At 70.6% G+C, this 22073-nt stretch carries 20 protein-coding genes; 13 read left to right on the forward strand and 7 right to left on the reverse strand.

Annotated elements, in window-relative coordinates:
* Positions 1 to 139: 139 nt before the first annotated feature.
* The 3 genes from OG329_RS09180 to OG329_RS09190 all read left to right on the forward strand — a co-directional run bounded on the left by OG329_RS09180 (position 140) and on the right by OG329_RS09190 (position 4027).
* On the forward strand, positions 140 to 2041 hold the full coding sequence (locus OG329_RS09180; protein ID WP_405794010.1) for an ATP-binding cassette domain-containing protein: 1902 nt from the start codon (positions 140 to 142) through the stop codon (positions 2039 to 2041).
* A gap of 112 nt (positions 2042 to 2153) precedes the next feature.
* On the forward strand, positions 2154 to 2648 hold the full coding sequence (locus OG329_RS09185) for a cupin domain-containing protein (RefSeq protein ID WP_405801723.1): 495 nt from the start codon (positions 2154 to 2156) through the stop codon (positions 2646 to 2648).
* Between the two features lie 398 nt (positions 2649 to 3046).
* Positions 3047 to 4027, forward strand: coding sequence for a TAXI family TRAP transporter solute-binding subunit (locus OG329_RS09190; protein ID WP_405801724.1), 981 nt, complete (start codon positions 3047 to 3049; stop codon positions 4025 to 4027).
* Between the two features lie 105 nt (positions 4028 to 4132).
* Here OG329_RS09190 and OG329_RS09195 read toward each other — a convergent pair whose 3' ends face one another.
* Positions 4133 to 5560, reverse strand: a complete 1428-nt coding sequence (locus OG329_RS09195; RefSeq protein WP_405794012.1) for an ATP-binding protein — start codon at positions 5558 to 5560, stop codon at positions 4133 to 4135.
* 6 nt (positions 5561 to 5566) lie between these two features.
* The gene (locus OG329_RS09200; protein WP_405794014.1) at positions 5567 to 6280 is read right to left on the reverse strand and encodes a response regulator transcription factor; all 714 of its coding nucleotides are present in this window, start codon (positions 6278 to 6280) and stop codon (positions 5567 to 5569) included.
* Positions 6281 to 6531: 251 nt separating this feature from the next.
* Here OG329_RS09200 and OG329_RS09205 point away from each other — a divergent pair, with 251 nt between their 5' ends.
* From OG329_RS09205 to OG329_RS09240, 8 genes are all read left to right on the forward strand, one after another.
* Positions 6532 to 7317 carry an amino acid ABC transporter ATP-binding protein gene (locus OG329_RS09205; RefSeq protein ID WP_405794016.1) on the forward strand — a complete coding sequence of 262 codons (786 nt, stop codon included), beginning with the start codon at positions 6532 to 6534 and terminating at the stop codon, positions 7315 to 7317.
* Positions 7318 to 7355: 38 nt separating this feature from the next.
* Positions 7356 to 8198, forward strand: a complete 843-nt coding sequence (locus OG329_RS09210; RefSeq protein WP_405794017.1) for a glutamate ABC transporter substrate-binding protein — start codon at positions 7356 to 7358, stop codon at positions 8196 to 8198.
* A 123-nt stretch (positions 8199 to 8321) separates the two neighbouring features.
* Positions 8322 to 8990 (forward strand): amino acid ABC transporter permease, encoded by a 669-nt coding sequence (locus OG329_RS09215; RefSeq protein WP_405794019.1) that lies wholly within the window; start codon positions 8322 to 8324, stop codon positions 8988 to 8990.
* Positions 8987 to 9925 carry an amino acid ABC transporter permease gene (locus OG329_RS09220; protein WP_405794021.1) on the forward strand — a complete coding sequence of 313 codons (939 nt, stop codon included), beginning with the start codon at positions 8987 to 8989 and terminating at the stop codon, positions 9923 to 9925. Before OG329_RS09215 ends, OG329_RS09220 begins: the two co-directional genes overlap by 4 nt.
* Before the next feature lie 173 nt (positions 9926 to 10098).
* Complete coding sequence (locus OG329_RS09225) at positions 10099 to 11805, forward strand: FAD-dependent monooxygenase (RefSeq protein ID WP_405794022.1); 1707 nt, start codon at positions 10099 to 10101, stop codon at positions 11803 to 11805.
* Between the two features lie 48 nt (positions 11806 to 11853).
* On the forward strand, positions 11854 to 11925 hold the full coding sequence (locus OG329_RS09230) for a putative leader peptide (RefSeq protein WP_309544753.1): 72 nt from the start codon (positions 11854 to 11856) through the stop codon (positions 11923 to 11925).
* Positions 11926 to 12000: 75 nt separating this feature from the next.
* Positions 12001 to 12627: a cysteine dioxygenase gene (locus tag OG329_RS09235; protein WP_405794023.1), complete on the forward strand. Its 627-nt coding sequence runs from the start codon at positions 12001 to 12003 to the stop codon at positions 12625 to 12627.
* Between the two features lie 11 nt (positions 12628 to 12638).
* Entirely contained in the window at positions 12639 to 13067 is a 429-nt protein-coding gene (locus OG329_RS09240) for a rhodanese-like domain-containing protein (protein ID WP_405801726.1), read from the forward strand.
* Between the two features lie 134 nt (positions 13068 to 13201).
* Here the strand turns inward: OG329_RS09240 and recX are convergent, their stop codons facing one another.
* The 4 genes from recX to OG329_RS09260 form a co-directional block, all read right to left on the reverse strand.
* Entirely contained in the window at positions 13202 to 13783 is a 582-nt protein-coding gene (gene recX / locus OG329_RS09245) for a recombination regulator RecX (protein WP_405794024.1), read from the reverse strand.
* A gap of 9 nt (positions 13784 to 13792) precedes the next feature.
* Positions 13793 to 14932 carry a recombinase RecA gene (gene recA / locus OG329_RS09250; protein ID WP_405794026.1) on the reverse strand — a complete coding sequence of 380 codons (1140 nt, stop codon included), beginning with the start codon at positions 14930 to 14932 and terminating at the stop codon, positions 13793 to 13795.
* 264 nt (positions 14933 to 15196) lie between these two features.
* Entirely contained in the window at positions 15197 to 17794 is a 2598-nt protein-coding gene (locus OG329_RS09255) for an FtsX-like permease family protein (protein WP_405794028.1), read from the reverse strand.
* Positions 17788 to 18552: an ABC transporter ATP-binding protein gene (locus OG329_RS09260; protein WP_405801727.1), complete on the reverse strand. Its 765-nt coding sequence runs from the start codon at positions 18550 to 18552 to the stop codon at positions 17788 to 17790. The genes OG329_RS09255 and OG329_RS09260 overlap by 7 nt, the downstream gene beginning before the upstream one ends.
* A gap of 222 nt (positions 18553 to 18774) precedes the next feature.
* Here OG329_RS09260 and OG329_RS09265 point away from each other — a divergent pair, with 222 nt between their 5' ends.
* Positions 18775 to 20142 carry a sensor histidine kinase gene (locus OG329_RS09265; RefSeq protein ID WP_405794030.1) on the forward strand — a complete coding sequence of 456 codons (1368 nt, stop codon included), beginning with the start codon at positions 18775 to 18777 and terminating at the stop codon, positions 20140 to 20142.
* Positions 20142 to 20786 (forward strand): response regulator, encoded by a 645-nt coding sequence (locus OG329_RS09270; RefSeq protein ID WP_405794031.1) that lies wholly within the window; start codon positions 20142 to 20144, stop codon positions 20784 to 20786. The genes OG329_RS09265 and OG329_RS09270 overlap by 1 nt, the downstream gene beginning before the upstream one ends.
* A gap of 32 nt (positions 20787 to 20818) precedes the next feature.
* On the opposite strand, the gene OG329_RS09275 is transcribed toward OG329_RS09270, so the two are convergent.
* Positions 20819 to 21967 carry an AI-2E family transporter gene (locus OG329_RS09275; RefSeq protein WP_405801728.1) on the reverse strand — a complete coding sequence of 383 codons (1149 nt, stop codon included), beginning with the start codon at positions 21965 to 21967 and terminating at the stop codon, positions 20819 to 20821.
* Between the last annotated feature and the right edge of the window lie 106 nt (positions 21968 to 22073).

Consider the following 22073-nt stretch of genomic DNA (forward strand, 5'->3'; position numbering starts at 1 on the left):
GGGCACGTTCCGCGCCCCGCGCCCACCGCGTTCCGTCGGAATTCACTCCGGCTCAAACACGTGTGTTCGATACGGCGGCGCCCGTCGTTGACCCGGGCGACAGCGAGACGAACGCGACGAACGCGCAGGGGGAGAGCAGTTGACCTCGACAGACGCCCGGAACACGCGATCCGTGACACCGCCGCCAACGCCACCACCACCGCCGCCTGCCGAGATCACCTACACGGGCGAGTACTCCGTGAATCCGCTCGGCGCGGTCTCCTTCCGCGCGCTCTGCACCCAGCTCCCCTCGGTCCTGCGGCGCATCGCCGCGATGTCCTGGGCCATGGACCGGGGGGCCGTTCTGCTGCTCCTGGTATGCCAGTTGCTGGCGGGGGCGTCGGCAGCCGTCCTGCTGACCGCGACGGCCAGGGCCATGGGCCCCGTCCTGGGCGGCGGTGACGTCACCGACCGGCTGCGGCAGGCCCTGCCGGCCCTGATTGTCGTGGCCGGCGCGACGGCCCTGGCCCGCGGTGCGAGCGCCGTGGGCACCTACGCGGGGCGACGTCTGACGCCCCGGCTCACGACCGCGACGGACACCGCCCTGGTCGAGGCGGTCTGCCGGGTCGAAGCGGCGGCGTACGCCGTGGACGGGTTCGCCGACCGGCAGGAGGCGGCTGAGATGGGGGTGGCGCGTACGCATGTGATGGTCACCGACTCCCAGCGGTTCATGTCGGCCCTCGTCACGATGGTGACCGCCACCGCCGTCCTGTCCCTGTTGAACGTGCTGATGCTGCCGCTGCTGCTCCTCGCGGTGCTCCCGGCCGCCGTCGGGGCGGTGCTCACGGCCCGTGTCGACTACGAGATCCACTACGCGAACATCGCCGACCGCAACGTGCGGGGCATGATGCGCTGGTGGTCCACGACGCCGAAGTACGGCGACGAGGTCCGCGCGAACGGCATGACCGACTATCTGCTGTTCTGGTACCGGTCCCTGTCCGAACGGGTCGACCGGCGCACGCTGGCCGCCGCCCCGCGAACGCTGCGCATCGCGTTGCTGTGCTCGTTGATGGGCGGGGTGTTCCTGGTCGCCACGTGGGCCGCCCTGGCCTGGCTGGCGGTGACGGGCCGGGTCGCGCTCGCCGTCGCCGCCACGGCAGTCGTCGCCGTCCAGACCACGCTGGCCGCGCTGTCGCGGGTGATCGTCAACGGCGCCGCCGTGTTCCACACGAGTCTCTACCTGAGCGATATGCAGGCGTTCCTGGACGACGCCGGGAAGCGGGCGCCCCGGCGCGGTGAGCTGTCCGTGAGCGCTCCGGTGGAGGAGATCCGGTTGGAGGAGGTCACCTACCGGTACCCGGGCAAGGAGAAGCCGGCCGTGGACGCGGTCTCCCTGAGCATGCGGCGGGGGGAGATCCTGGCGATCGTCGGTGTGAACGGCTCCGGCAAGTCGACCCTGACCCGCCTGCTGACCGGGATCTATCTGGCCGACAAGGGCCGGGTGCTGTGGAACGGTGCGGACCTGGCCTCTGTGGACCGGGCCACCGTGTGGCGGTGCACAGGGCTGGTGCCGCAGATCTTCGCGCAGTGGCCGCTGCGGGTGCGCGAGAACGTGACCTTGGGCCAGCCCCGGACCCCCGACGACGGGCCGGTGTGGGAGGCGGTCGACGCCGTCGGCATGCGGGAGGCCGTCGAGGACCTGTCGTACGGTCTCGACACCCTCCTCGCGAGGGAGGTGTTCGGCGGTACGGAGCTGTCCGGTGGGCAGTGGCAGCGCCTGGCCTGTTCCAGGGCCCTGTACCGGCGCCCGTCGCTGCTGATCCTGGACGAGCCGACCTCGCAGATGGATCCGCGCGGCGAGCACCAGATCTTCGAGGAGATCAAGGCGATCGCCCGGGACCGCATCACCATCGTCGTGACGCACCGTCTGGAGAATACGAAGGTCGCCGATCACATCGTGGTGATGGAGGAGGGCCGCATCACCGAACAGGGCCGTTACGACGACCTCGTCCACGCGGGCGGCACCTTCGCCGAACTGCTCGCCCTCTCGCAGGACCGCTGACCGCCTGCCGGGGATCGACAAGCATCCTTGACCCGATTGACCCATCAATTCGCTCGCCGAATGCCCCCTGCGCGCGGTCAACCGCGCGCCTAGATTGGTCTGCATGAACGACATGACGAACCCCGTGAACCCCACCCACCAGCCGCTTCTCACCCGTGGCGGCACCGCCGAGGCCCTTGCCGACGCCCCTGGCAGCGTGATCACGCTGTTCGCCGACTCGGACACGACGGGCGGGGCGCTCACGGTCAACACCGCGCGCTTCGAGAAGGGTGCGGCGGGGGCGCCCGTGCACTTCCACACCCGGGCCACCGAGTTCTTCTTCGTCGTCGACGGCACGCTCCAGGTGCTGGTCGGCGAGGAGGTACTGACCCTGGAGAAGGGCGACTTCCTCGCCGTACCGCCGCGCACGCCGCACGCTTTCGCGCCCGCCCCGGACGCGACGGCCGAGGTCCTGGTCGGCTTCACTCCGGGGATGGACCGGTTCGACTACTACCGGCTGCTCGGCCGTGTCCATGACGGCGAGGCGACCGTGCAGGACATCAAGGACTCCTCGCAGAAGTACGACAACCACTACGCGCGCAGCCAGGCGTGGGAGGAGCGCGTCTGACGGGTGTTCCGGAGGCGACGGTGCCCGCCCGGATCAAGTCAGCCGGGCCCGGGGTGGTTTGACCGAAGGTGTCACGGGTAAGGGCTCTGGGCTGCGCCCGGCGCCGGGCCTGGGGAGGTCTGAGGCGCTGGTCAACCCGGTCCCCGGATCTGCGAAGGACGTGGGACCGGGGCGCAGTCCTCCCGCAGCGGGACCATCCGGCGGCCGAGCCGGTGGCGCGGAACCGTTGTTCCAGGCCATCTCCCGTTGCCACCGTCGCGACAGACGCGAAGAGGCAGCCGCAGGGCGCGTTCTCGTACAGATTCTCGGCACCGTCCTCCCGCATCGCGGAGGGCGGGGCCTGGCCAGTACGGCGTGTGAGCTGGCAGGATCACCGCATGTTCCCCCTTCCGCCCCGTATGAGCCGGCGCTCCGCCTTCGTAGGAGGCGTGGCCGCCCTGGTGGTGGCCGGGCTGCTCGTGTGGTGGCTGGTGCCGCTCGGGGAGAAGACACCGAGCGGATCCGTGAAGTTCAGTACGGGCGTCACCAGCGGGGTCTACCAGCGTTACGGGGACCTCCTCAAGGAGGATCTGGCCAAGGATCTGCCCAACGTGTCCATAGGGCTGCTGACCAGCGAGGGGTCGCAGGAGAACATCTCGCGCGTGGCCACCGGGAAGGCCGACTTCACCATCGCCACGGCCGACGCCGTCGCCAAGTACCAGCGGGACGACGGGCCGGGCGCCGAGCGGCTGCGCGGCTGCGCACGGCTCTACGACGACTACGTGCAGTTGATCGCCGCGAAGGACTCGGACATCAAGTCCGCGCGGGATCTGCGCGGCAAGCGTGTGGGTGTGGGCCAGGAGGGTTCGGGGGTGCGGCTGATCGCCGACCGGCTGCTGGCCGCCGCCGGGCTGCATCCCACGAAGGACGTCACGGCGGTCTCGGCGGGCATCGACACCATGCCCGGCCTTCTTGAGTCGAGCGACCTCGACGCTTTCTTCTGGTCCGGCGGGCTGCCCACCGCCTCCATCCAGCAGTTGTCGGAGCGCTTCGACATACGGCTGGTACCTCTCGACGACGCCCTCGTGAAGAAGTTGCACGAGACGGCCCGGGTGGCCACCCGTTACTACCGCTCCGCGGTGATGCCGGCCGACGCGTACAAGGAGGCGCAGGACGGTACGGCGGTGCCGACGGTGGCCGTGGCGAATCTGCTGGTCACCACGGACCGGATCGACGCCGAACTGACCGAGGGATTCACCCGTACCGTGATCAACAGCCGCGACCGGATCGGCAAGCAGGTCCACCCGGCGCAGCTCGTGGATCTGCGGACGGCGATCTACACCGACCCGCTGCGACTGCACGACGGCGCGCTGCGCTACTACCGGTCGGTCAAGCCGTAGCGGCGTCGTACCGCGGCCGGCGGCGCGAGCCGTGAGCGGGAGCCGTACGACGTGGTTTCCGTTCCGACGTACCTTCCGTAAGGAGACGGTGTCCGCGAGCCGCCCTCAAGAAGAGGCGGGCGACGACCTCGGGACCGTGAGCGTCACACGCAGCCCGCGCGGTTCACCGTGTTCGTACGCGATCGTCCCGCCGCCCGCCGCGAGCAGCGCCCGCGAGATGGACAGGCCGAGCCCCGATCCCTTGACGTTCTGGTGGCGGTTGCTGCGCCAGAAACGGTCGCCGATCCGGTCAAGTTCGTCGTCGGACAGTCCGGGCCCGCCGTCGGTGACGGTGATGGTGGTGCGGTCGCTGCCGCCGCGCGTGACCCGCACGTCCACGTCCCCGCCCTCCGGCGTGAACTTCAGGGCGTTGTCCACGACCGCGTCGAGCGCGCTGGAGAGCGCGACGGGGTCCGCCCAGCCCGTGAGGGCGCCGGTGCTCCCGGTCAGCCGGACGCCCTTCTCGTCGGCGTACGCCCGCCACGCGGCGACGCGCTCGGACACCAGCGCCCCGACGTCGGTGAGCCGCAGATCGGCGGCGGCGTGTTCGGCCAGCGCCAGGTCCAGCAGATCGTCGAGCACCTGCCCCAGTCGCTTGCCCTCCGTACGGACGGAGGCGATCTCCTCGTTCCCGGCGGGCAGTTCGAGGGCGAGCAGCTCGATCCTCAGTAGCAGGGCGGCGAGCGGGTTACGCAGTTGGTGGGAGGCGTCGGCGACGAAGGCACGCTGCTGTTCGAGGACGTCTTCGACGTTGTCGGCCATCTCGTTGAAGGAGTGGGCGAGCCGTCTGAGTTCCGGTGGTCCCCCGGCGGCGGCGACGCGCGATTTCATCCGGCCGGTGGCGATGCCGTGCGTGGCGGCGTCCAGGACGCGCACCGGGCGCAGCACCCAGCCCGTCAGTCGGATCGCCGCCCCCACGGCGAGCAGCATGGCGGCGGCCTCGCCCGCGCCGATGTACAGCCAGCCTTCGAGGATCCGCGAACGCATCCGCCCGGTGGGCGAATCGGTCACCACGACGGCGACGACGTCCCCGTCGCGTACGACCGGCGACGCGACGATCAGCCGCCCGTGCCCCTGCCAGGGCCAGACCTGCTGGGGATCGTCGCTGCGTCGCCCCAGAAGGGCCTCCTGGAAGGCCAGGCGCCCCTCTCCCGACCGGGGCACCGTCCAGTCCTCCGGGGCCCGGGCCATGGCCTGTCCGTCGCGGTAGAACACGCCCGCCCGGATGCCGTACACGTCGTGGTAGCGCTTGAGTTCCTCCTCCAGCATGGATCCGCGCTCGCCGGATCCGGTGCCCGCGCCGGTGCCCGCGGCCTGCGTGTCGCCCTCGCTGACGAATTGGGCGAGCGCGGCGACGCGCGCCGTGTCGTCGATCCGGTCGACGACCACGTCCTGCTGCTGGGCGGCGGCGAGACTCACGGCGAGCGGAAAGCCGAGCGCGAGGAGTACGCCCGCCATGAGGACGATGAGCAGCGGTAGCAGTCGGGTACGCACCGGGTACTACGGCCCTTGGTGAGCGGTGGGGGCGACGAGCCGGTAGCCGACGCCGCGCACGGTCTCGATCAGCGCCGGCATTCGGAGTTTGGAACGCAGGGACGCCACATGCACTTCGAGGGTGCGGCCGGTCCCCTCCCAACTGGTGCGCCATACCTCGCTGATGATCTGTTCCCGGCGGAAGACGACGCCCGGTCGCTGCGCGAGCAGCGCGAGCAGGTCGAACTCCTTGCGGGTCAGTTGGATCGCGGCGCCGTCCACGGTGACGCGGCGGGTGGACAGTTGGATGGTGACCGGTCCGAGCCGCAGGAAGTCCCCGCCGCCCGGTCCGGCCTCCTCGCCGCCCACGCTGCGCCGGCTGACGGCGTGGATACGGGCCAGCAACTCCCCGGTGTCGTACGGCTTGGTCACGTAGTCGTCCGCGCCGAGGTTCAGCCCGTGGATACGGGAGCGGACGTCGGCGCGCGCCGTCACCATGATCACCGGCGTCGAGCAGAGTTTGCGGATCTTGCCGCAGACCGCGTAACCGTCCTGGTCGGGCAGTCCGAGGTCGAGGAGTACGACTCCGTAAGGAGATTTGGTCCCGTCGGTCACCGGGAGCAGGGCCTGCAGAGCCTCTTCGCCGCTGCGCGCGTGCGTGACGGCGAATCCGTGTCTGGTCAGTACCGCGGCGAGGGCCGCGGCGACATGATCGTCGTCCTCGACGAGCAGCAGCTTCATGGCCCTCCTTCGTGGTGCGGCGGTCACAGTACGTACCAGGGCATCCACGCCCATCGCTGCCGCACCAGTCAAGTCACTTCCCGTTAAGGGACAGTTTCCGTTACCCACCCGGTACGCCGAACCGGCCCTCTTCACACCCAGTGTCCGGTTGCGGCCGGATCGTTATGCTCAATTTCCCCTCAGATGTAATGACGCTGGTCGCAGTGCGTGACTAAGGTCCTCCCAACCGAGGAGGACGGAGCAAGAAGCCGATGAGCGGAGTTTCAGTGACCAAGGACACCGAGGACGCCAGGCCGGCGTCGGGCGACCTGGTTGTGCTGAGCAACGTCAACAAGCACTTCGGCGCGCTGCATGTGCTCCAGGACATCGATCTGACCATCGCCCGTGGCGAGGTCGTCGTCGTGATCGGGCCCTCCGGGTCCGGCAAGTCCACACTGTGCCGCGCCATCAACCGTCTGGAGCCGATCGACTCCGGCAGCATTTCGCTCGACGGGAAGCCGCTGCCCGCCGAGGGCAAGGAGCTGGCCCGACTGCGCGCCGACGTCGGCATGGTCTTCCAGTCCTTCAACCTCTTCGCGCACAAGACGGTCCTGGAGAACGTCACTCTGGGACAGACCAAGGTCCGCAAGAAGGACAAGCGGGCCGCGGACGAGTTCGCCCGGACCCTGCTCGACCGCGTCGGTGTGGCCAACCAGGCGGACAAGTACCCCGCACAGCTCTCCGGTGGCCAGCAGCAGCGCGTCGCGATCGCCCGCGCGCTGGCCATGGAGCCCAAGGTCATGCTCTTCGACGAGCCGACCTCGGCGCTCGACCCGGAGATGATCAACGAGGTGCTCGAAGTCATGCAGCAGCTCGCCCGTGACGGAATGACCATGGTCGTAGTGACCCACGAGATGGGCTTCGCGCGGTCCGCCGCGAATCGGGTCGTCTTCATGGCGGACGGCCAGATCGTCGAAGAGGCGACGCCGGAGCAGTTCTTCACCAACCCTCGCAGCGACCGGGCCAAGGACTTCCTGTCGAAGATCCTGCACCACTGAGCTGCCCGCAACTTTCGAGACAACGAAGGATGTTGACCATGAATCTCCGTAAAGCAAGCGCTGCCGCCGCCGCCGTACTGGCCCTCTCCCTGACCGCGACCGCCTGCGGCTCCGACGACAGCGACTCGTCGAGCGAGGGCGACAGCGGTGGCAAGAAGATCACCGTCGGTATCAAGTTCGACCAGCCCGGTATCGGTCTGAAGACACCTGACGGCTCCTTCACGGGCTTCGACGTCGACGTCGCGACGTACGTCGCGAAGGAGCTCGGCTACGAGGCGAAGGACATCGAGTGGAAGGAGACCCCGAGCGCCGACCGTGAGACCGCGCTCGAGCGCGGCGACGTGAAGTTCATCGCGGCCTCCTACTCGATCAACGACGAGCGCAAGGAGAAGGTCGACTTCGCCGGCCCGTATCTGCTCGCCCACCAGGATCTGCTCATCCGCGCGGACGACAACATCGCCAAGGGCGCGGACCTCAACGGCAAGAAGCTCTGTTCCGTGACGGGCTCCACGTCCGCGCAGAACGTGAAGGACGACTTCGCGCCGGACGCCCAACTGAAGCAGCTCCCCACGTACTCGGAGTGCATCGACGGACTCGCCAGCGGCGCCGTCGACGCGCTGACGACGGACGACTCGATCCTCGCCGGTTACGCCTCGCAGGACCAGAACAAGGGCAAGTTCAAGCTCGCCGGTCTCAGCCTGAGCAACGAGAACTACGGCATCGGTGTCAAGAAGGGCGACACCAAGCTCGTCGACGACATCAACGCCGCCCTGGAGAAGATGGTCTCGGACGGCGCCTGGGACAAGGCCGTGACGGACAACTTCGGTCCGGCCGAGTACAAGAACGAGCCCGCCCCGAAGATCGGCAACATCGTTAGCTGAATCGGCACTTGGCCGGCTTGGCCGACGTGTTCAACTCATTCGGCTCGTTCGGCGCAGATGTGGCGCGCCGCCCCGTGAGGGTGGCGCGCCACGCCATCAACAAACGCGAGAGCGCGGGAGATCGTGTTCGACTTTCTTGAAGGTTACGACCTGCTAGGGGCGTTCTGGGTAACGGTGCAGCTCGCCGTCTTCTCCGGAATCGGCTCCCTCGTCCTGGGCACCATACTTGCCGCGATGCGGGTGAGCCCGGTTCCGCTGATGCGCGGTTTCGGCACGGTCTACGTCAACGTGGTCCGCAACATTCCCCTCACCCTCATCATCCTCTTCGCCTCCCTCGGTCTCGCCGACGTCTTCGGTATCACTCTGGGGGCGGCCGACGACTTCGACGCCCTGAGTTTCCGGCTGGCCATCCTCGGACTGACCGCCTACACGGCCGCGTTCGTCTGCGAGGCCATCCGGTCCGGCATCAACACGGTGCCCGTAGGGCAGGCGGAGGCGGCTCGGGCCATCGGCCTGAACTTCACCCAGGTCCTGTCCCTCATAGTCCTTCCCCAGGCGTTCCGCTCCGTCATCGGGCCCCTCACCAATGTGCTGATCGCCCTGACGAAGAACACGACGGTGGCCGCGGCCATCGGCGTGGCCGAAGCGGCCCTGCTGATGAAGGAGATGATCGAGAACGAGTCGCAACTCATCCTGATCTCGGCGATCTTCGCCTTCGGGTTCGTGGTCCTGACACTGCCGACCGGTCTCATCCTCGGCTGGGTCGCCAAGCGTGTGGCGGTGAAGCGATGACTTCCGTTCTGTACGACGCGCCGGGTCCCGGCGCCAAGCGGCGCAACATCGTCTACTCGGCGCTGTTCCTGGTGGTCCTGGCCCTGGGCGTGTGGTGGGTCTACTCCGCCATGTCGGACAAGGGACAGTTGGAGTGGGCGAAGTGGGAGCCGTTCACCGAGTCCCAGGCGTGGACGACGTATCTGCTGCCGGGCCTCGTCAACACCCTCAAGGCGGCGGGGCTCGCGCTGGTCATCGCGCTGCCGCTCGGAGCCCTCTTCGGTATCGCGCGGCTCTCCGACCACCGGTGGGTCAGGATCCCGGCCGGTGTGGTCGTCGAGTTCTTCCGCGCCATCCCCGTGCTGATCCTGATGGTGTTCGCGAACCAGCTCTACGCGGAGTACACCGACATCAGTACGGAGATGCGTCCGCTGTACGCGGTCGTCACCGGCCTCGTGCTGTACAACGCGTCCGTCCTGGCCGAGGTCGTGCGCGCGGGCATCCTGTCCCTGCCCAAGGGGCAGACGGAGGCCGCCAAGGCGATCGGTCTGCGCAAGGGCCAGACGATGCGCACCATCCTGCTGCCGCAGTCGGTGACCGCGATGCTGCCCGCGCTGGTGAGCCAGCTCGTCGTCATCGTGAAGGACACCGCGCTCGGTGGTGCGCTGCTCAGCTTCACCGAGCTGCTCAGCGCCAGGAAGACGCTCGCCGCGAACTACGTGAACGTCATCCCGAGCTTCATCGTCGTCGCGGTGATCTTCATCCTGCTGAACCTTCTGCTCACGACGTTCGCGTCCTGGCTGGAGAAGCGGCTGCGCCGCGCGAAGAGGAGCACCGGGGCCGTGCTGACGGGCGCGGCCATGGACGATCTGAGTGCCGCCGGTACGCCGGCGGGGCTGGGCCCGGTGAGTAAGAGGGATCACGCGACCGGCGCCGAGGGTGGTGGCGGGGGCTAGTACAGACGGCCTCGCGGACGGGGCCCGTCGACCCGAGGGGGCAGCGGCGCGCGGCGTCGCTGCCCCCGTCACTTGACGCAAGCACCCGCAGTAGGTTGCATACGTTCTGTGATCGCTCTGCGGCTTCCAACCGCCAATCGCCACCTGACCGTACGGGCCGGAGAGGTCGCGCCGTGGACCCGGTGATCGTCGTCGGCGCGGGCCCCGTGGGGCTCGCGCTCTCCCTCTGCCTCGCCACCCAGGGCGTTCCCGTCGTCGTGCTGGACGAGGGGGCGGGCAGCGACGATCCGCGCCCGGCCCGTACGGCGGTTCTGCGGCCCGACACCGCCGCTCTGATGGCGCGCCTCGGCTGCTCCACACTCCGTGACGAAGGGGCCCGGTGGGTCGGTTGGCGACAACTGCGACGCAAGCAGCAGATGAGGCAGTTGCCGCTCGGTGATACCGACGGGTCCGGTGGTGCGGGTATGGCGGGTATGGCGGGTGGGACCGGTAGCGCGGGAGACGCCGTCGCTGACGCGGAACGTGACGGTGCGGTGTTCGCTTCGCCTTTACACCTCCCGCAGCATGCCCTCACACGCGGCCTCAGGGACGCCGCCGTCCGCCACGACCTGGTGCGGCTGGTGACGGGCAGCCGACTCGACTCGCTGGAGCAGGACGCCCGCGGCGTCACGGTGCACACGCGCGGCCCCGGCGCGACCTGGTGGCGCGGGAGCCATGTGGTGGGCTGCGACGGCGCCAGGTCCACCGTCCGCAAGCTCCTGGGCGTCCGTTTCCCGGGGCGCACGGCGGTGGAACGGCACGCGGTCGCCGCGCTCCGCGTCGAACTGCCGTGGCCCGGTGAGGCCGTGCTGCACCGTCAGCCGCCGTGGCGGGGCGGCGGCCAGGAGGTGTCCGCGAGGCCGCTCACGGACGGCGTGTGGCGGCTGGACTGGCTGCTGCCCGCCCGGGGCGAGCTGGTCACTCCGGAGGCGCTGGTGGCGCGGGTACGGGACACCCTGGCCGGGTGGTGCGGCGAGACGCCGCCGTACGACCTGCTCGACACCGGCGTGTACACGCTGCACCACCGGCTCGCCCGGCGCTGGCGCGTCGGCCGGGCCTTCCTCGCCGGGGACGCCGCGCATCTGCTGGGCGCCCTGGGCACACAGGGCCTCGACGAGGGGCTGCGGGACGCCGACAACCTGGGCTGGAAGCTCGCGCACGCCTGGCACCACGGGGCGTCCGAGACGCTGCTCGACAGTTATCAGGCGGAACGCCGTACCGCCGTCGCCGCGCGGCTGCGCGCGGCCGACCAGTCGCTGACGATACTTCGGGGCGGCGGAGGGCTGCGTACGTACCTTCCGGGCACCGCGCGCGGCCATGACACCCTGCTCGCCGACGGGCATCTGGGGCACGGGCCGCTGGGCGCGCCCCCCGCGTACCCGCACTCCCCTCTCGCGCCTCCGTACGCCGAGGCGCACGCGACGGTCGACACCCGGACGGGGGCGCCCGTCGACAACGTGCTCGTGACGGCGCCCGACGGTATGACGGTGCGGCTGCGGGACCGGCTCGGCAGGGGCAGGTGGCTGGTGGTGCTGGTCGCGCCGGGGACGGGCGTGTGGGACCGGCGGCACTGGCTGACCGCGGGGGTGATGCCGCGTCTCGCCGAGGCCGTGGCGGCCCTGCCGGCTCCGGCCGAACTGCTGGTCACCGAGAGCTATCCGGGGGCGTCGGCGCACTCGGTGCTGTACGTACGGCCCGACGGGCACCTTGTCGCGGCCTTCGGAGGGGTACGGCCCGAGGAGTTGTACGCGGCGGCCGACGCCGCGCGCGGGGGTGCGCCCGAGGCGTCTGCCGCGCCGGATCACTCCGACCGCGCGGACCGGACCGCGAACATCAATTGACCGTCGTCGCGATCACATGGTGTACTCCGGAACGTGACTGACACCGATGTGCGCCTGTGGCGGAGGGTCCATATGGACCTGGTCCGCTACGCGGGCTGTGTGTGTCGTCCGTCCTGCTGAATTCGCCCCCTTCTCGTAGCGCTCGTCGTGTCGGTACATGACGGCGCGCCCCCGCGAACTTCCAGGACGGTCCTCATGTCGCCTTCCCTCGACACCCCCGCGCCCACCGCTTCGGCGCCAACCTCCGTTGCGGCCAAGGCTGTTGCCTCCCAGGCGGTTGCGCCCGCCGCCTCCGTCACACCGGTCGCCGCGGCGCCGGCGTCCGCCGGTGTTCCGACGCAGGCCGAGCTGCTCGACTTCGTCCGGCGTACGGCGAACGACGCCGCGCTCGTCGCCACGCTCCCCCTCGATCCCGAGGGGCGTACCTGGATCCGGCTCGACGGCCCGGCCGGCAGCGAGGCGTGGGTCATCGGCTGGCCGCCCGGCACCGGGACCGGCTGGCACGACCACGGCGGCTCGTACGGCGCCTTCGCCACGGCGGAGGGCGCGCTCCAGGAGGACTCGCTGGCCGCCAGGCTGCCCACCGAGGGCTGGAAGACTCTGGAGCTGGCCGAAGGGGTCGACCGGGAGCGGAAGTTGACGAAGGGCACCGCCAGGGCCTTCGGCAGCCACCATGTGCACGAGGTGCGCAACGAGTCGGACTCGGAGCACGCCGTGTCGGTGCACGCCTACTACCCGCCGCTGCCGCTGATGCGCCGCTACAGCCGCACGGGCGCGGTGCTCCGCCTCGAACAGGTGGAGCGCCCGCAGGAGTGGCAGTGAGCGACGCGCGGATCGAGCGGACGGAGCCCGTGCCGCCCGTCGCACCTGTGGCACCTGTGGCACCTGTGGGGATTGACGAACTGCTCGACCGGGTCCGTGCGGGACTCGACCGGATCGAACCGCGGAAGGCTTTCGCCGCGGCGCAGGACGGGGCGCTGCTGGTCGACATCCGGTACGCGGAACTGCGGGACCGCGACGGACTGATCCCCGGTGCCCTGGTGGTCGAGCGCAACGAGCTGGAGTGGCGCCTCGACCCGTGGGGCAGCCATCGGGCGGCGGAGGCCACGAGCCACGATCTGCTCGTCGTGGTGATCTGCAACGAGGGCTACGCGTCGAGTCTCGCGGCAGCCTCGCTGAGGCAGTTGGGGCTGCACAGCGCGACGGACCTCGTCGGCGGCTTCCAGGCGTGGAGGGCCGAAGGACTGCCAGTGTCGTACTGACCCGTTCAGCCGGGCAGACGGTGCGTCACGGCTGCTGCCGTTCGGCGGCTCGGCCCGATGCCCGGCCACCCCGCGCGGGCCGGATTTCGTGCGTCGTTCCTTCGCCCGCCTCGGGCTCCCGGCTCACCGGGATCTCAGTAGATGCCTTCGTCCAGCCCCTCCGTGTCCTCGCCCTCCGCCTCCAGCGCCTGCTTGACCACCCGCAGGGCCACCCCCTGCGGGTATCCCTTGCGGGCCAGCATGCCCGCGAGCCTGCGCACCCGTCTGTCGCGCTCCATGCCCCGGGTGGAGCGGAGCTTGCGGGCGACCAACTCCCGTGCGGTCGCCTCCTCCTGGTCGGAGTCGAGCTGCCCGACCGCCTCGTCGATCAGGTCGGAGTCCACCCCCTTGGTGCGCAGTTCACGCGCCAGCGCGCGCCGGGAAAGGCCCCGGCCGTGGTGCCGGGACTCCACCCACGCGTCGGCGAACGCGGCGTCGTTGATCAGTCCCACTTCTTCGAAGCGGGAGAGGACTTCCGCCGCGACGTCCTCGGGGATGTCGCGCTTGTCCAACGCGTCCGCCAGTTGTTTCCGGGTGCGGGGAGTCCCGGTGAGCAGGCGCAGACAGATTGCCCGCGCCCGCTCAGCCGGGTCCTGGGGCGGCAACTCCTTCTCGGCCCTCGACGAGTCGGGGCTGCCGCCCTGCCGTTCAGTTCGCCGCCTCTTCGCGTAAGGCACGGCGCCGAACTAGCTCTTTGCCGCCGCCGCCTTGGCCGACTTGGCCTTGGTGGCAGGAGCCGGCACCGTCTTGGCCGTGTCGTCGGCCGGGGCACCGGTCGTGACAGCGGCACCGGCCGCGTCCACCGAGGGCTCGGCGGCGGGGTCCTCCGGCTTCACACCGATCCCCAGCTTCACCAGGATCTTCTTCTCGATCTCGTCGGCGAGATCGGGATTGTCCTTGAGGAAGTTGCGGGCGTTCTCCTTGCCCTGGCCGAGCTGGTCGCCCTCGTACGTGTACCAGGCACCGGCCTTGCGGACGAAGCCCTCCTCCACACCCATGTCGATCAGACCACCCTCGCGGCTGATCCCCTGGCCGTAGAGGATGTCGAACTCGGCCTGCTTGAAGGGCGGCGCGACCTTGTTCTTGACGACCTTGACGCGGGTGCGGTTGCCGACCGCGTCGGTGCCGTCCTTCAGCGTCTCGATACGGCGGATGTCGAGCCGCACCGAGGCGTAGAACTTGAGCGCGCGGCCACCGGTCGTGGTCTCCGGCGAGCCGAACATCACGCCGATCTTCTCGCGGAGCTGGTTGATGAAGATGGCCGTGGTCTTGGACTGGTTGAGCGCACTGGTGATCTTGCGGAGCGCCTGGCTCATCAGCCGCGCCTGAAGACCCACGTGCGAGTCGCCCATCTCGCCCTCGATCTCCGCGCGCGGCACCAGGGCCGCGACGGAGTCGATGACGATGAGGTCGAGTGCCCCGGAGCGGACCAGCATGTCCACGATTTCCAGGGCCTGTTCGCCGTTGTCCGGCTGGGACAGCAGTAGATTGTCGATGTCGACGCCGAGCTTCTGCGCGTACTCCGGGTCGAGCGCGTGCTCGGCGTCCACGAAGGCCACCGTGCCGCCCGCCTTCTGGGCGTTCGCCACCGCGTGCAGCGTCAGCGTCGTCTTGCCGGAGGACTCCGGTCCGTACACCTCCACCACACGGCCGCGCGGGAGACCACCGACGCCGAGCGCGACGTCGAGCGCGGTCGACCCGGTGTGGATGACCTCGATGGGCTCGTTCGGCCGCTCGCCGAGGCGCATCACCGCGCCCTTGCCGAATTGCCGTTCAATTTGGGCGAGAGCGGCGTCCAGCGCCTTCTCGCGGTCGGATCCTGCCATGGGTTCCACCCGATTTGCTTGTGTTGATCGCTTCACATCGAAGACGCTATCCCCTGCCACTGACAATGGGCCTCGACGTCCTCCCGGCCTGTGGAAAACTCCGGGCTCCGGCACCTCGCACCAACCGGCCCCGAACCCATGAGAACGCTTGTTCGATTTTGGTGTCAAGCGCGACCCGCGGGCATGTCGAACCTCCGAGACCGGTTGCCGCCCTCCACCGGGTGACCACTCCCGCGCCCGGCGGAACTCATCGGGCGGGCCAGGCTACTCGCGCGTTCCCGCCGGCTCGACCGGCCTCGTGCGCAGGGCCGTCAGCGCGGGTACGACGGCGGCCACCACCGCCAGCACGGCGCTCGCCGCCACCATCGCCCCCAGGCTCGCCCAGGGCACGACCAGAGGCGACCGCACGGACAGCAGCGCGAGCGCGCCTCGCACCCCCAGGAGATTCAGCCCGGCCACGGCGGCACCGAGAAGAGAGCCCACGGCCACGACCACCAGGGCCTCGGCCGCGACCAGACGGAGCACCTGCGGCTTGGTCGCCCCGGTCAGCCGGAGCACCGCCAGATCGCCCACCCGGTCGGACGTCGCCATGACCAGGGTGTTCGCCAGCGCGATCCCCGTGTACAGCAGGGCGATCCCCAGGATCAGCAGCAGCCCCAGACGGGTGCTCTCGCTGGAACGGGGATGGCTCCGCTCCAGCCAGGTGTCCTTCGTCAGGACGGTCGTCCGCGTCGCCCGCCCCGCCTCGCGCAGTGCGGTGTCGACGGCGGCGGCGTCCGCGCCGGCACGCAGTTTGACGTCGACGCGGTCGACCGTGGCGCCGGGGGCGTTGCGCGGGGTCACATACACCCCGTTGCTCCCGGTGCCGGTCCGGAGCACCGCCACGATCCGCAGCGTCACCTCGCGGCCGTCGCCCAGCCAGACCCTGACCCGCTGCCCGACCGTCCGCGTCTGCCACTCCTCGTTGACGACGATGCCGCCGTCGTCGAGATCGGCCACCCGCCCGGACGCCACGGGCAGCCGGGACACCGCCGCGAGAGCGGCCGGGTCCACGGCTCTGGCCTCGGACCTGACGAGGGCGACGCCCTCCTCGAGCACGGTCACGGCGGTGGAGCGCGACGCGCTCACGTCCGTACCGGGGATGCTGCGCGCCCGTGCCACGAACGGGGCGGGCAGCGCGCCCTCCTCACCCGGCGCCGTCACCACGTAGTCGGCGTTCGTCTGCGTCGCGGCCTCGGTGGCCTTGGCCCCGTTGATCGTCGCCGTCGTACCGAGGAGCGAGGCGGCGAGCGCGACGGTGATCAGTACGGGAGCGGCGACGGCCGCCGTACGGCGCACCCCGGTGGCCGCGTTCTCCCGCGCCAGCAGGCCGGTGGCGCCCGGCAGCCGGGCGGGCAGCCAGGTGACGAGCCTGACCAGCGGTGGTACGAGCACCGGCGCGTACAGGGCGAAGCCGACGATCAGCAGCATCGGCCGGGTGATGTAGGTCTTCCTTTGGAGGGCTTCGCCGGGATCGGTGGCCAGCGACCACACGAGCAGTCCGAGACCTGCCAGCAGAACGAGGGCTCCCAGCACCCAACGGCTCGGGGGCATCGCCCGGCTGTCGACCGCGGCCTCGCGCAGCGCCTCCGTGGGCTTGATCCGTCCGGCCCGCCAGGAGGACGTCAGGACGCCGGCCATCGCCACGCCCAGGCCCGTCCAGAAGGCCGTGTGCAGCGGCCAGGTCTGCTCGCCGATCGCGAACCAGGACGGTGCGATCTTGCTGTCGACCATCCACGCGGCGAGCGGCGGCGCTCCGACGGCGCCGAGCAGGCAGCCGAAGGCCGAGGCCGGTACGGCGACGAGGACCGCCTCGGCGAACACCGTCCGCCGTATCTGTCGCGGCGTGGCGCCCGCCGTACGGAGAAGGCCGAACTCGCGTCTGCGCTGGGCCACGGCGAAGGCGAAGGTCGACGCCACCACGAAGACGGAGACGAAGCAGGTGATGCCCGCCGCCGTACCCAGCAGCGCGTTGACCGAGACCAGGGCCTCGCTGTCGCGGTCCGGGTCCGGATCGGCCGCCCGCCGGTCGTCGCCGGTCAGGACCTCGATCCCGGATCCGGTGCCGGTGGCGGCCGGTCCGTCGCCGACAGGCTCGTCGCCGACGTTCGCCTGGACGGCCTTGCGGACGTCCGAGGCGTCCGCGTGCACCACCAACGCGTCGATACGGGGCGAGAGTTGGGCGGCCTCGGCGTCGGTGAAGAACACGGCGGTCTCGAAGTCCGTCGCGCCCACGGTGCCGACGACGGTGCGGCTGCCGGCCCCGGCCGGGGTGACGACCGTGACCCGGTCGCCGACCTCGACGCCGCCACCCGACCGGGACTGCCCACGGGGCGTCACGGCGACGACGATCTCCCCGGGCGCCGCGGGGGCGCGACCGTCCGTGAGCCGGTACGGCGTGGCCGCCGCGACCGACCACGGATGCCCGACCGCCCCGTCACCCGCGCCGTCCGCGTCCGCACCGTCGTCGCCGGCTCCCTCGGCGCCACCTCCCAAGGAGGCGTACGACACCGGGAACGTCCGGTCCTCGACCGTGCGGCCGAGCCGCGCGAGTTCGTCCGCCAGGCCGTCCGGCACCGCCCGGGGATCGGCGAGCGGCTGCGTACGCTCGCCGATCGGTGTGGAGACCCGCAGGGTGTCGGAGGCCCTGACGACCACCGGGGCCGCGGCGAAGCGCTCCGGCCCCCGGTGCGGGGCCTCGAACGTGGCCGCGAGCGCGAGCCCGGTCGCGGCGATGAGCCCCACCCCGAGGGCGAGCGCGACGAACGACCCGGTGAAGGTGACCCAGCGGGCCCGCATGCCTTGGAGTGTCAGCCTCAGCACGGGGCCACCGCCAGCGCGGTCATCCGCTCGGCGACCCGGTCCGCCGTCGGCGACTCGAGAGCGTCGCGCACCCGGCCGTCCGCCAGGAACAGCACCCGGTCCGCGTACGACGCCGCCATGGGGTCGTGCGTCACCATGATCACCGTCTGTCCTCCGTCGACCATGCCCCGCAGCAACGTCAGCACCTCCCGGCCCGTCCGCGAGTCCAGCGCCCCGGTCGGCTCGTCGCCGAACAGCACGTCGGGGCGGGTGACCAGCGCCCTGGCGAGCGCCACGCGCTGCTGCTGGCCGCCGGAGAGTTCGCTGGGCCGGTGCCCCGCGCGGTCCCGCAGTCCCACCCGCTCCAGCACCTCGAGAACGGCGGCCCGTTTCGGTCTGCGGCCGGCCAGACGCAGCGGGAGCGCGACATTCTGTTCGGCGGTGAGCGAGGGCAGCAGGTTGAACGCCTGGAAGACGAAGCCGATGCGTTCGCGGCGCAGCAGGGTCAGCTTGTTCTCGCTGAGGGCGGTCAGATCGCGGTCCCCGAGCATCACCGTCCCGCTGGTGGGCCGGTCCAGGCCGGCCGTGCACTGGAGCAGGGTGGACTTACCGGAGCCGGAAGGCCCCATGACGGCGGTGAAGCTGCCCTTGGGTATGTCGAGGGTGACCCGGTCGAGCGCGGTCACCGCCGCCGCGCCTTTGCCGTAGGACCGGGTGACCGAGCTGAGCCGTACCGCAGGCTCGTTCACAACTGTGCTGTTCCTGGCGGCGTCGCGCATGGCGGCGTCGGCCGCGTCGGCGGTGCTGTTCCTGGCGATGTCGTTCATGGTGATCACTCAAGTCGCCCGGAACGCCGCGCACATCACAGCAGGACGTCATGTCCGGGGTGGAGCTGGCTCCACCCCCGGCGAGGTGGAACGCGGCAGGTGGGACTGTGTACGGGGCGAAGGGTGGAGCTAGCTGGGTGGCCGCCGCGCACGGTGCCCGCCTACCGTGCGTCCATGCACTCCCCCAGCCTCTGGCAGGCGCTCCGGGCGCCCCGTTATCTCCGCGGCAGCGGGCCGTGGCGTTCCGCGGCGTATCTGTTGAGCGGTGTGCCCGTCGGTCTGGCGACCCTGGTCTCGCTGCTCCTGCTGGCAGTCGTAGGAGGCGCGCTCGCGGTGGTCGTCGTCGGGCTGCCGCTGCTGCTGATGTTCGCGCTCGCGGGCATCCCGCTGGCCTCGCTGGAGCGCCGCCGGCTGCGGCTGGTCGACCCCGCCGTGCTGGCCGATCCGCACCGCGAGCCGGACGGTACGGGCCTGGCCGCCTGGGTCCGGGTCCGTCTCAAAGAGGCTGCCACGTGGCGGGAGTTGGGCTACGCGCTGCTGTGCGCGTTCGTGCTGTGGCCCCTGGAGGCGCTGGTCCTGGCGACGGTGCTCGTCGTCTGCGGCGGCCTGCTGACCGCGCCCGTCGTCATGGCCACGGTCGGCGGGGGCGAAGAGGTCCGCGTACTGAAGATCTGGCTGGCCGACTCGTATCCGCAGGCGTTCGCGGCGGCGCTGGTCGGCGCGCTCCTGCTGCCCCTCCTCGCCTATCCGCTGGGCCTGGTGGCCGCCGGGCGCGCGGCGCTGACCAGACAACTGCTGTCCCCCCGTGACGCCGCCGTCGATACCCGGATCCAGGAGCTCGGCCGGTCCCGTATGCGACTGGTGGACGCCTTCGAGGCAGAGCGGCGCAGGATCGAGCGCGATCTCCACGACGGCGCGCAGCAGCGGCTGGTGGCCCTGTCGATGGCGCTCGGCCTGGCGAGGCTGGAGAACCCCGGTGAGCCGCTGGGCGGCCTCCTGGCCAAGGCACACGGCGAGGCGGACACCGCGCTGGTGGAGATCAGGGAGCTGATCCGGGGCATTCACCCCCAGGTGCTCACCGACCGGGGGCTCAAGGACGCGGTCGACGACGTCGCCGACCGGTCGCCGGTGCCGGTCGACGTGCGCTTCGAGCTGCCGGGGCGGCTGCCCGAAGCGGTCGAGACCGCGGCGTACTTCGCGGTCTCCGAGGCGCTGGCGAACATCGCCAAGCACAGCGGCGCCGACCGCGCGGAGGTGTGTGGCAGGATCGCCGACGGCGAACTGGTCGTGGAGGTCACGGACAACGGGGCGGGCGGGGCGGACTTCTCCCGCGGCACCGGCCTGCAGGGCGTCGCGGACCGTATCTCGGTGTTCGACGGCGACCTGGCGGTCTCCAGCCCCGCCGGCGGGCCCACCGTGTTCCGCGTACGGATTCCCTGCCCGCCCGGCGAGGCCGTCACCGGCGCCGCCACCGACACGGCCGCGACAGCCGCCACGACCGCCGCCCGCTCACCCCGTACTCCCACCCGAACGAGGATCTGATGTTGCGCATCGTGCTGGCCGAGGACAGCGTGCTCCTGCGGGACGGACTCACCGGCCTGCTCGAACGTTTCGGGCACAAGGTCGTCGCCGAGGCCGGGACCGCCGACGAGCTGACCGCCGCGGTGGCGGAGCACCGGCCCGACATCGTGGTGACCGACGTGCGCATGCCGCCGGGCTTCTCCGACGAGGGGCTGCGGGCCGCGCTGGAGCTGCGCGAGCGGCAGCCGGAGTTGCCCGTCCTGGTGCTGAGCCAGTACGTACAGCGCGCGTACGCCGAGGAACTGCTCGACTCCTCGGACGGCACCAGCGTCGGCTACCTGCTGAAGGAACGGATCGGGCACGTCGAGGAATTCGTCGACGCCGTCCGCCGCGTCGCCGACGGGGCCACGGTGGTGGACCCCGAGGTCGTACGGCAGTTGCTCAGGCATCGCCGCGACCCTCTGTCGAGGCTGACGCCGCGCGAACAGGAAGTACTGGCGCTGATGGCGGAGGGCAGGTCCAACGCGGCCGTCGCCGCGGCGTTGCACGTCAGTGAGGGAACGGTGAGCAAGCACTTCGGCAGCATCCTCACCAAGCTGGACCTGTCCCTGACGGACGCGACGAACCGCCGTGTCCTGGCGGTGCTCGCCTACCTGCGCGGCTGAGGCTCAGAGCGGCCCCGGCCCCTTCGGGGCCCTCAGGCGCCGCTCGCGGGGCGGGGCGGGCGCACGCGCGCGTTGCCGCGTCGCAGCGTCCGGCGTATCCGCGCCAGCACGCGCCCGCTGCCCCGGCGCCGGTGCCCGTGCACGCGCGGGTCGTCCGTCACGTCGTAGCGCTTCACGTACGCCCCGAGGAACGCCTGTAGCGTCGCGACGGCGGGGATGGCGATCAGCGCGCCGACGGCGCCGAGCAGCGCCGTACCGGCGACGACCGAGCCGAAGGCCACGGCGGGGTGGATGTCGACAGTCCTGGCGGTGAGTTTGGGCTGGAGGACGTAGTTCTCGAACTGCTGGTAGATCACCACGAATCCGAGCACCCACAGCGCGTACCAGGGGTCGACGGTGAAGGCGATCAGCATCGGCAGGGCGCCGGCCAGATATGTGCCGATGGTCGGCAGGAACTGCGAGACGAGCCCCACCCACACCGCGAGCACCGGCGCGTAGGGGACTCCGAGGATTTCCAGCAGGATGTAGTGCGCGATGCCGGAGATGAGCGCCATCAGTCCGCGCGAGTAGATGTAGCCACCGGTCTTGTCGACCGCGATCTCCCAGGCGCGCAGCACCTCGGCCTGCTTGGCAGGGGGCAGGACGGAGCACACCGTGCGGCGCAGTCGCGGCCCGTCGGCGGCGAAGTAGAACGAGAACAGGAAGATCGTCAGGAGTCGGAAAAGGCCGCCGAGCACGGTGGTGGAGATGTCGAGCACGCCGCTCGCGCTGTTCTGGACGTATCTCTGGAGCCAGTCGGAGTGCAGCAGGCTGTCCTGGACGGCGACCCGTGAGAGCTCGGTGCGGAAGTTCTGGTTGATCCAGTTGATGAGGGAGTCGAGATACTTGGGGAACTCGTCGACGATCTCGATGATCTGCCCCGCGAGCATCGAGCCGAGCAGCACCACGAAGCCGACGCTCGCGATCACCACGGCGAAGAAGACCAGGAAGGTCGCGAGTCCGCGCCGTATGCCGTGGGTGGCCATCCGGCTGACGGCGGGCTCGACGGCCAGGGCCAGGAAGAAGGCGATCAGCAGGTTGATCAGCAGACCGATGAGCTGATGGAACGCCCAACTGCCCAGTTGGAAGCAGGCGATGAGCGTCAGCGCGAGCACCATGGCACGCGGCAGCCAGCGGGGCATGCGAGCCGTCTCACCGCCGTTCCCCGCCGCGGGAGGCGGCGGCGGGGCGGACGGCTGAGGTTCCTGGGCTGTTTCGTCGGTCAGTGCCACGGAGCCAGTGTCGCGT

Source organism: Streptomyces sp. NBC_01506 (assembly GCF_045040295.1).
Taxonomy (GTDB): domain Bacteria; phylum Actinomycetota; class Actinomycetes; order Streptomycetales; family Streptomycetaceae; genus Streptomyces.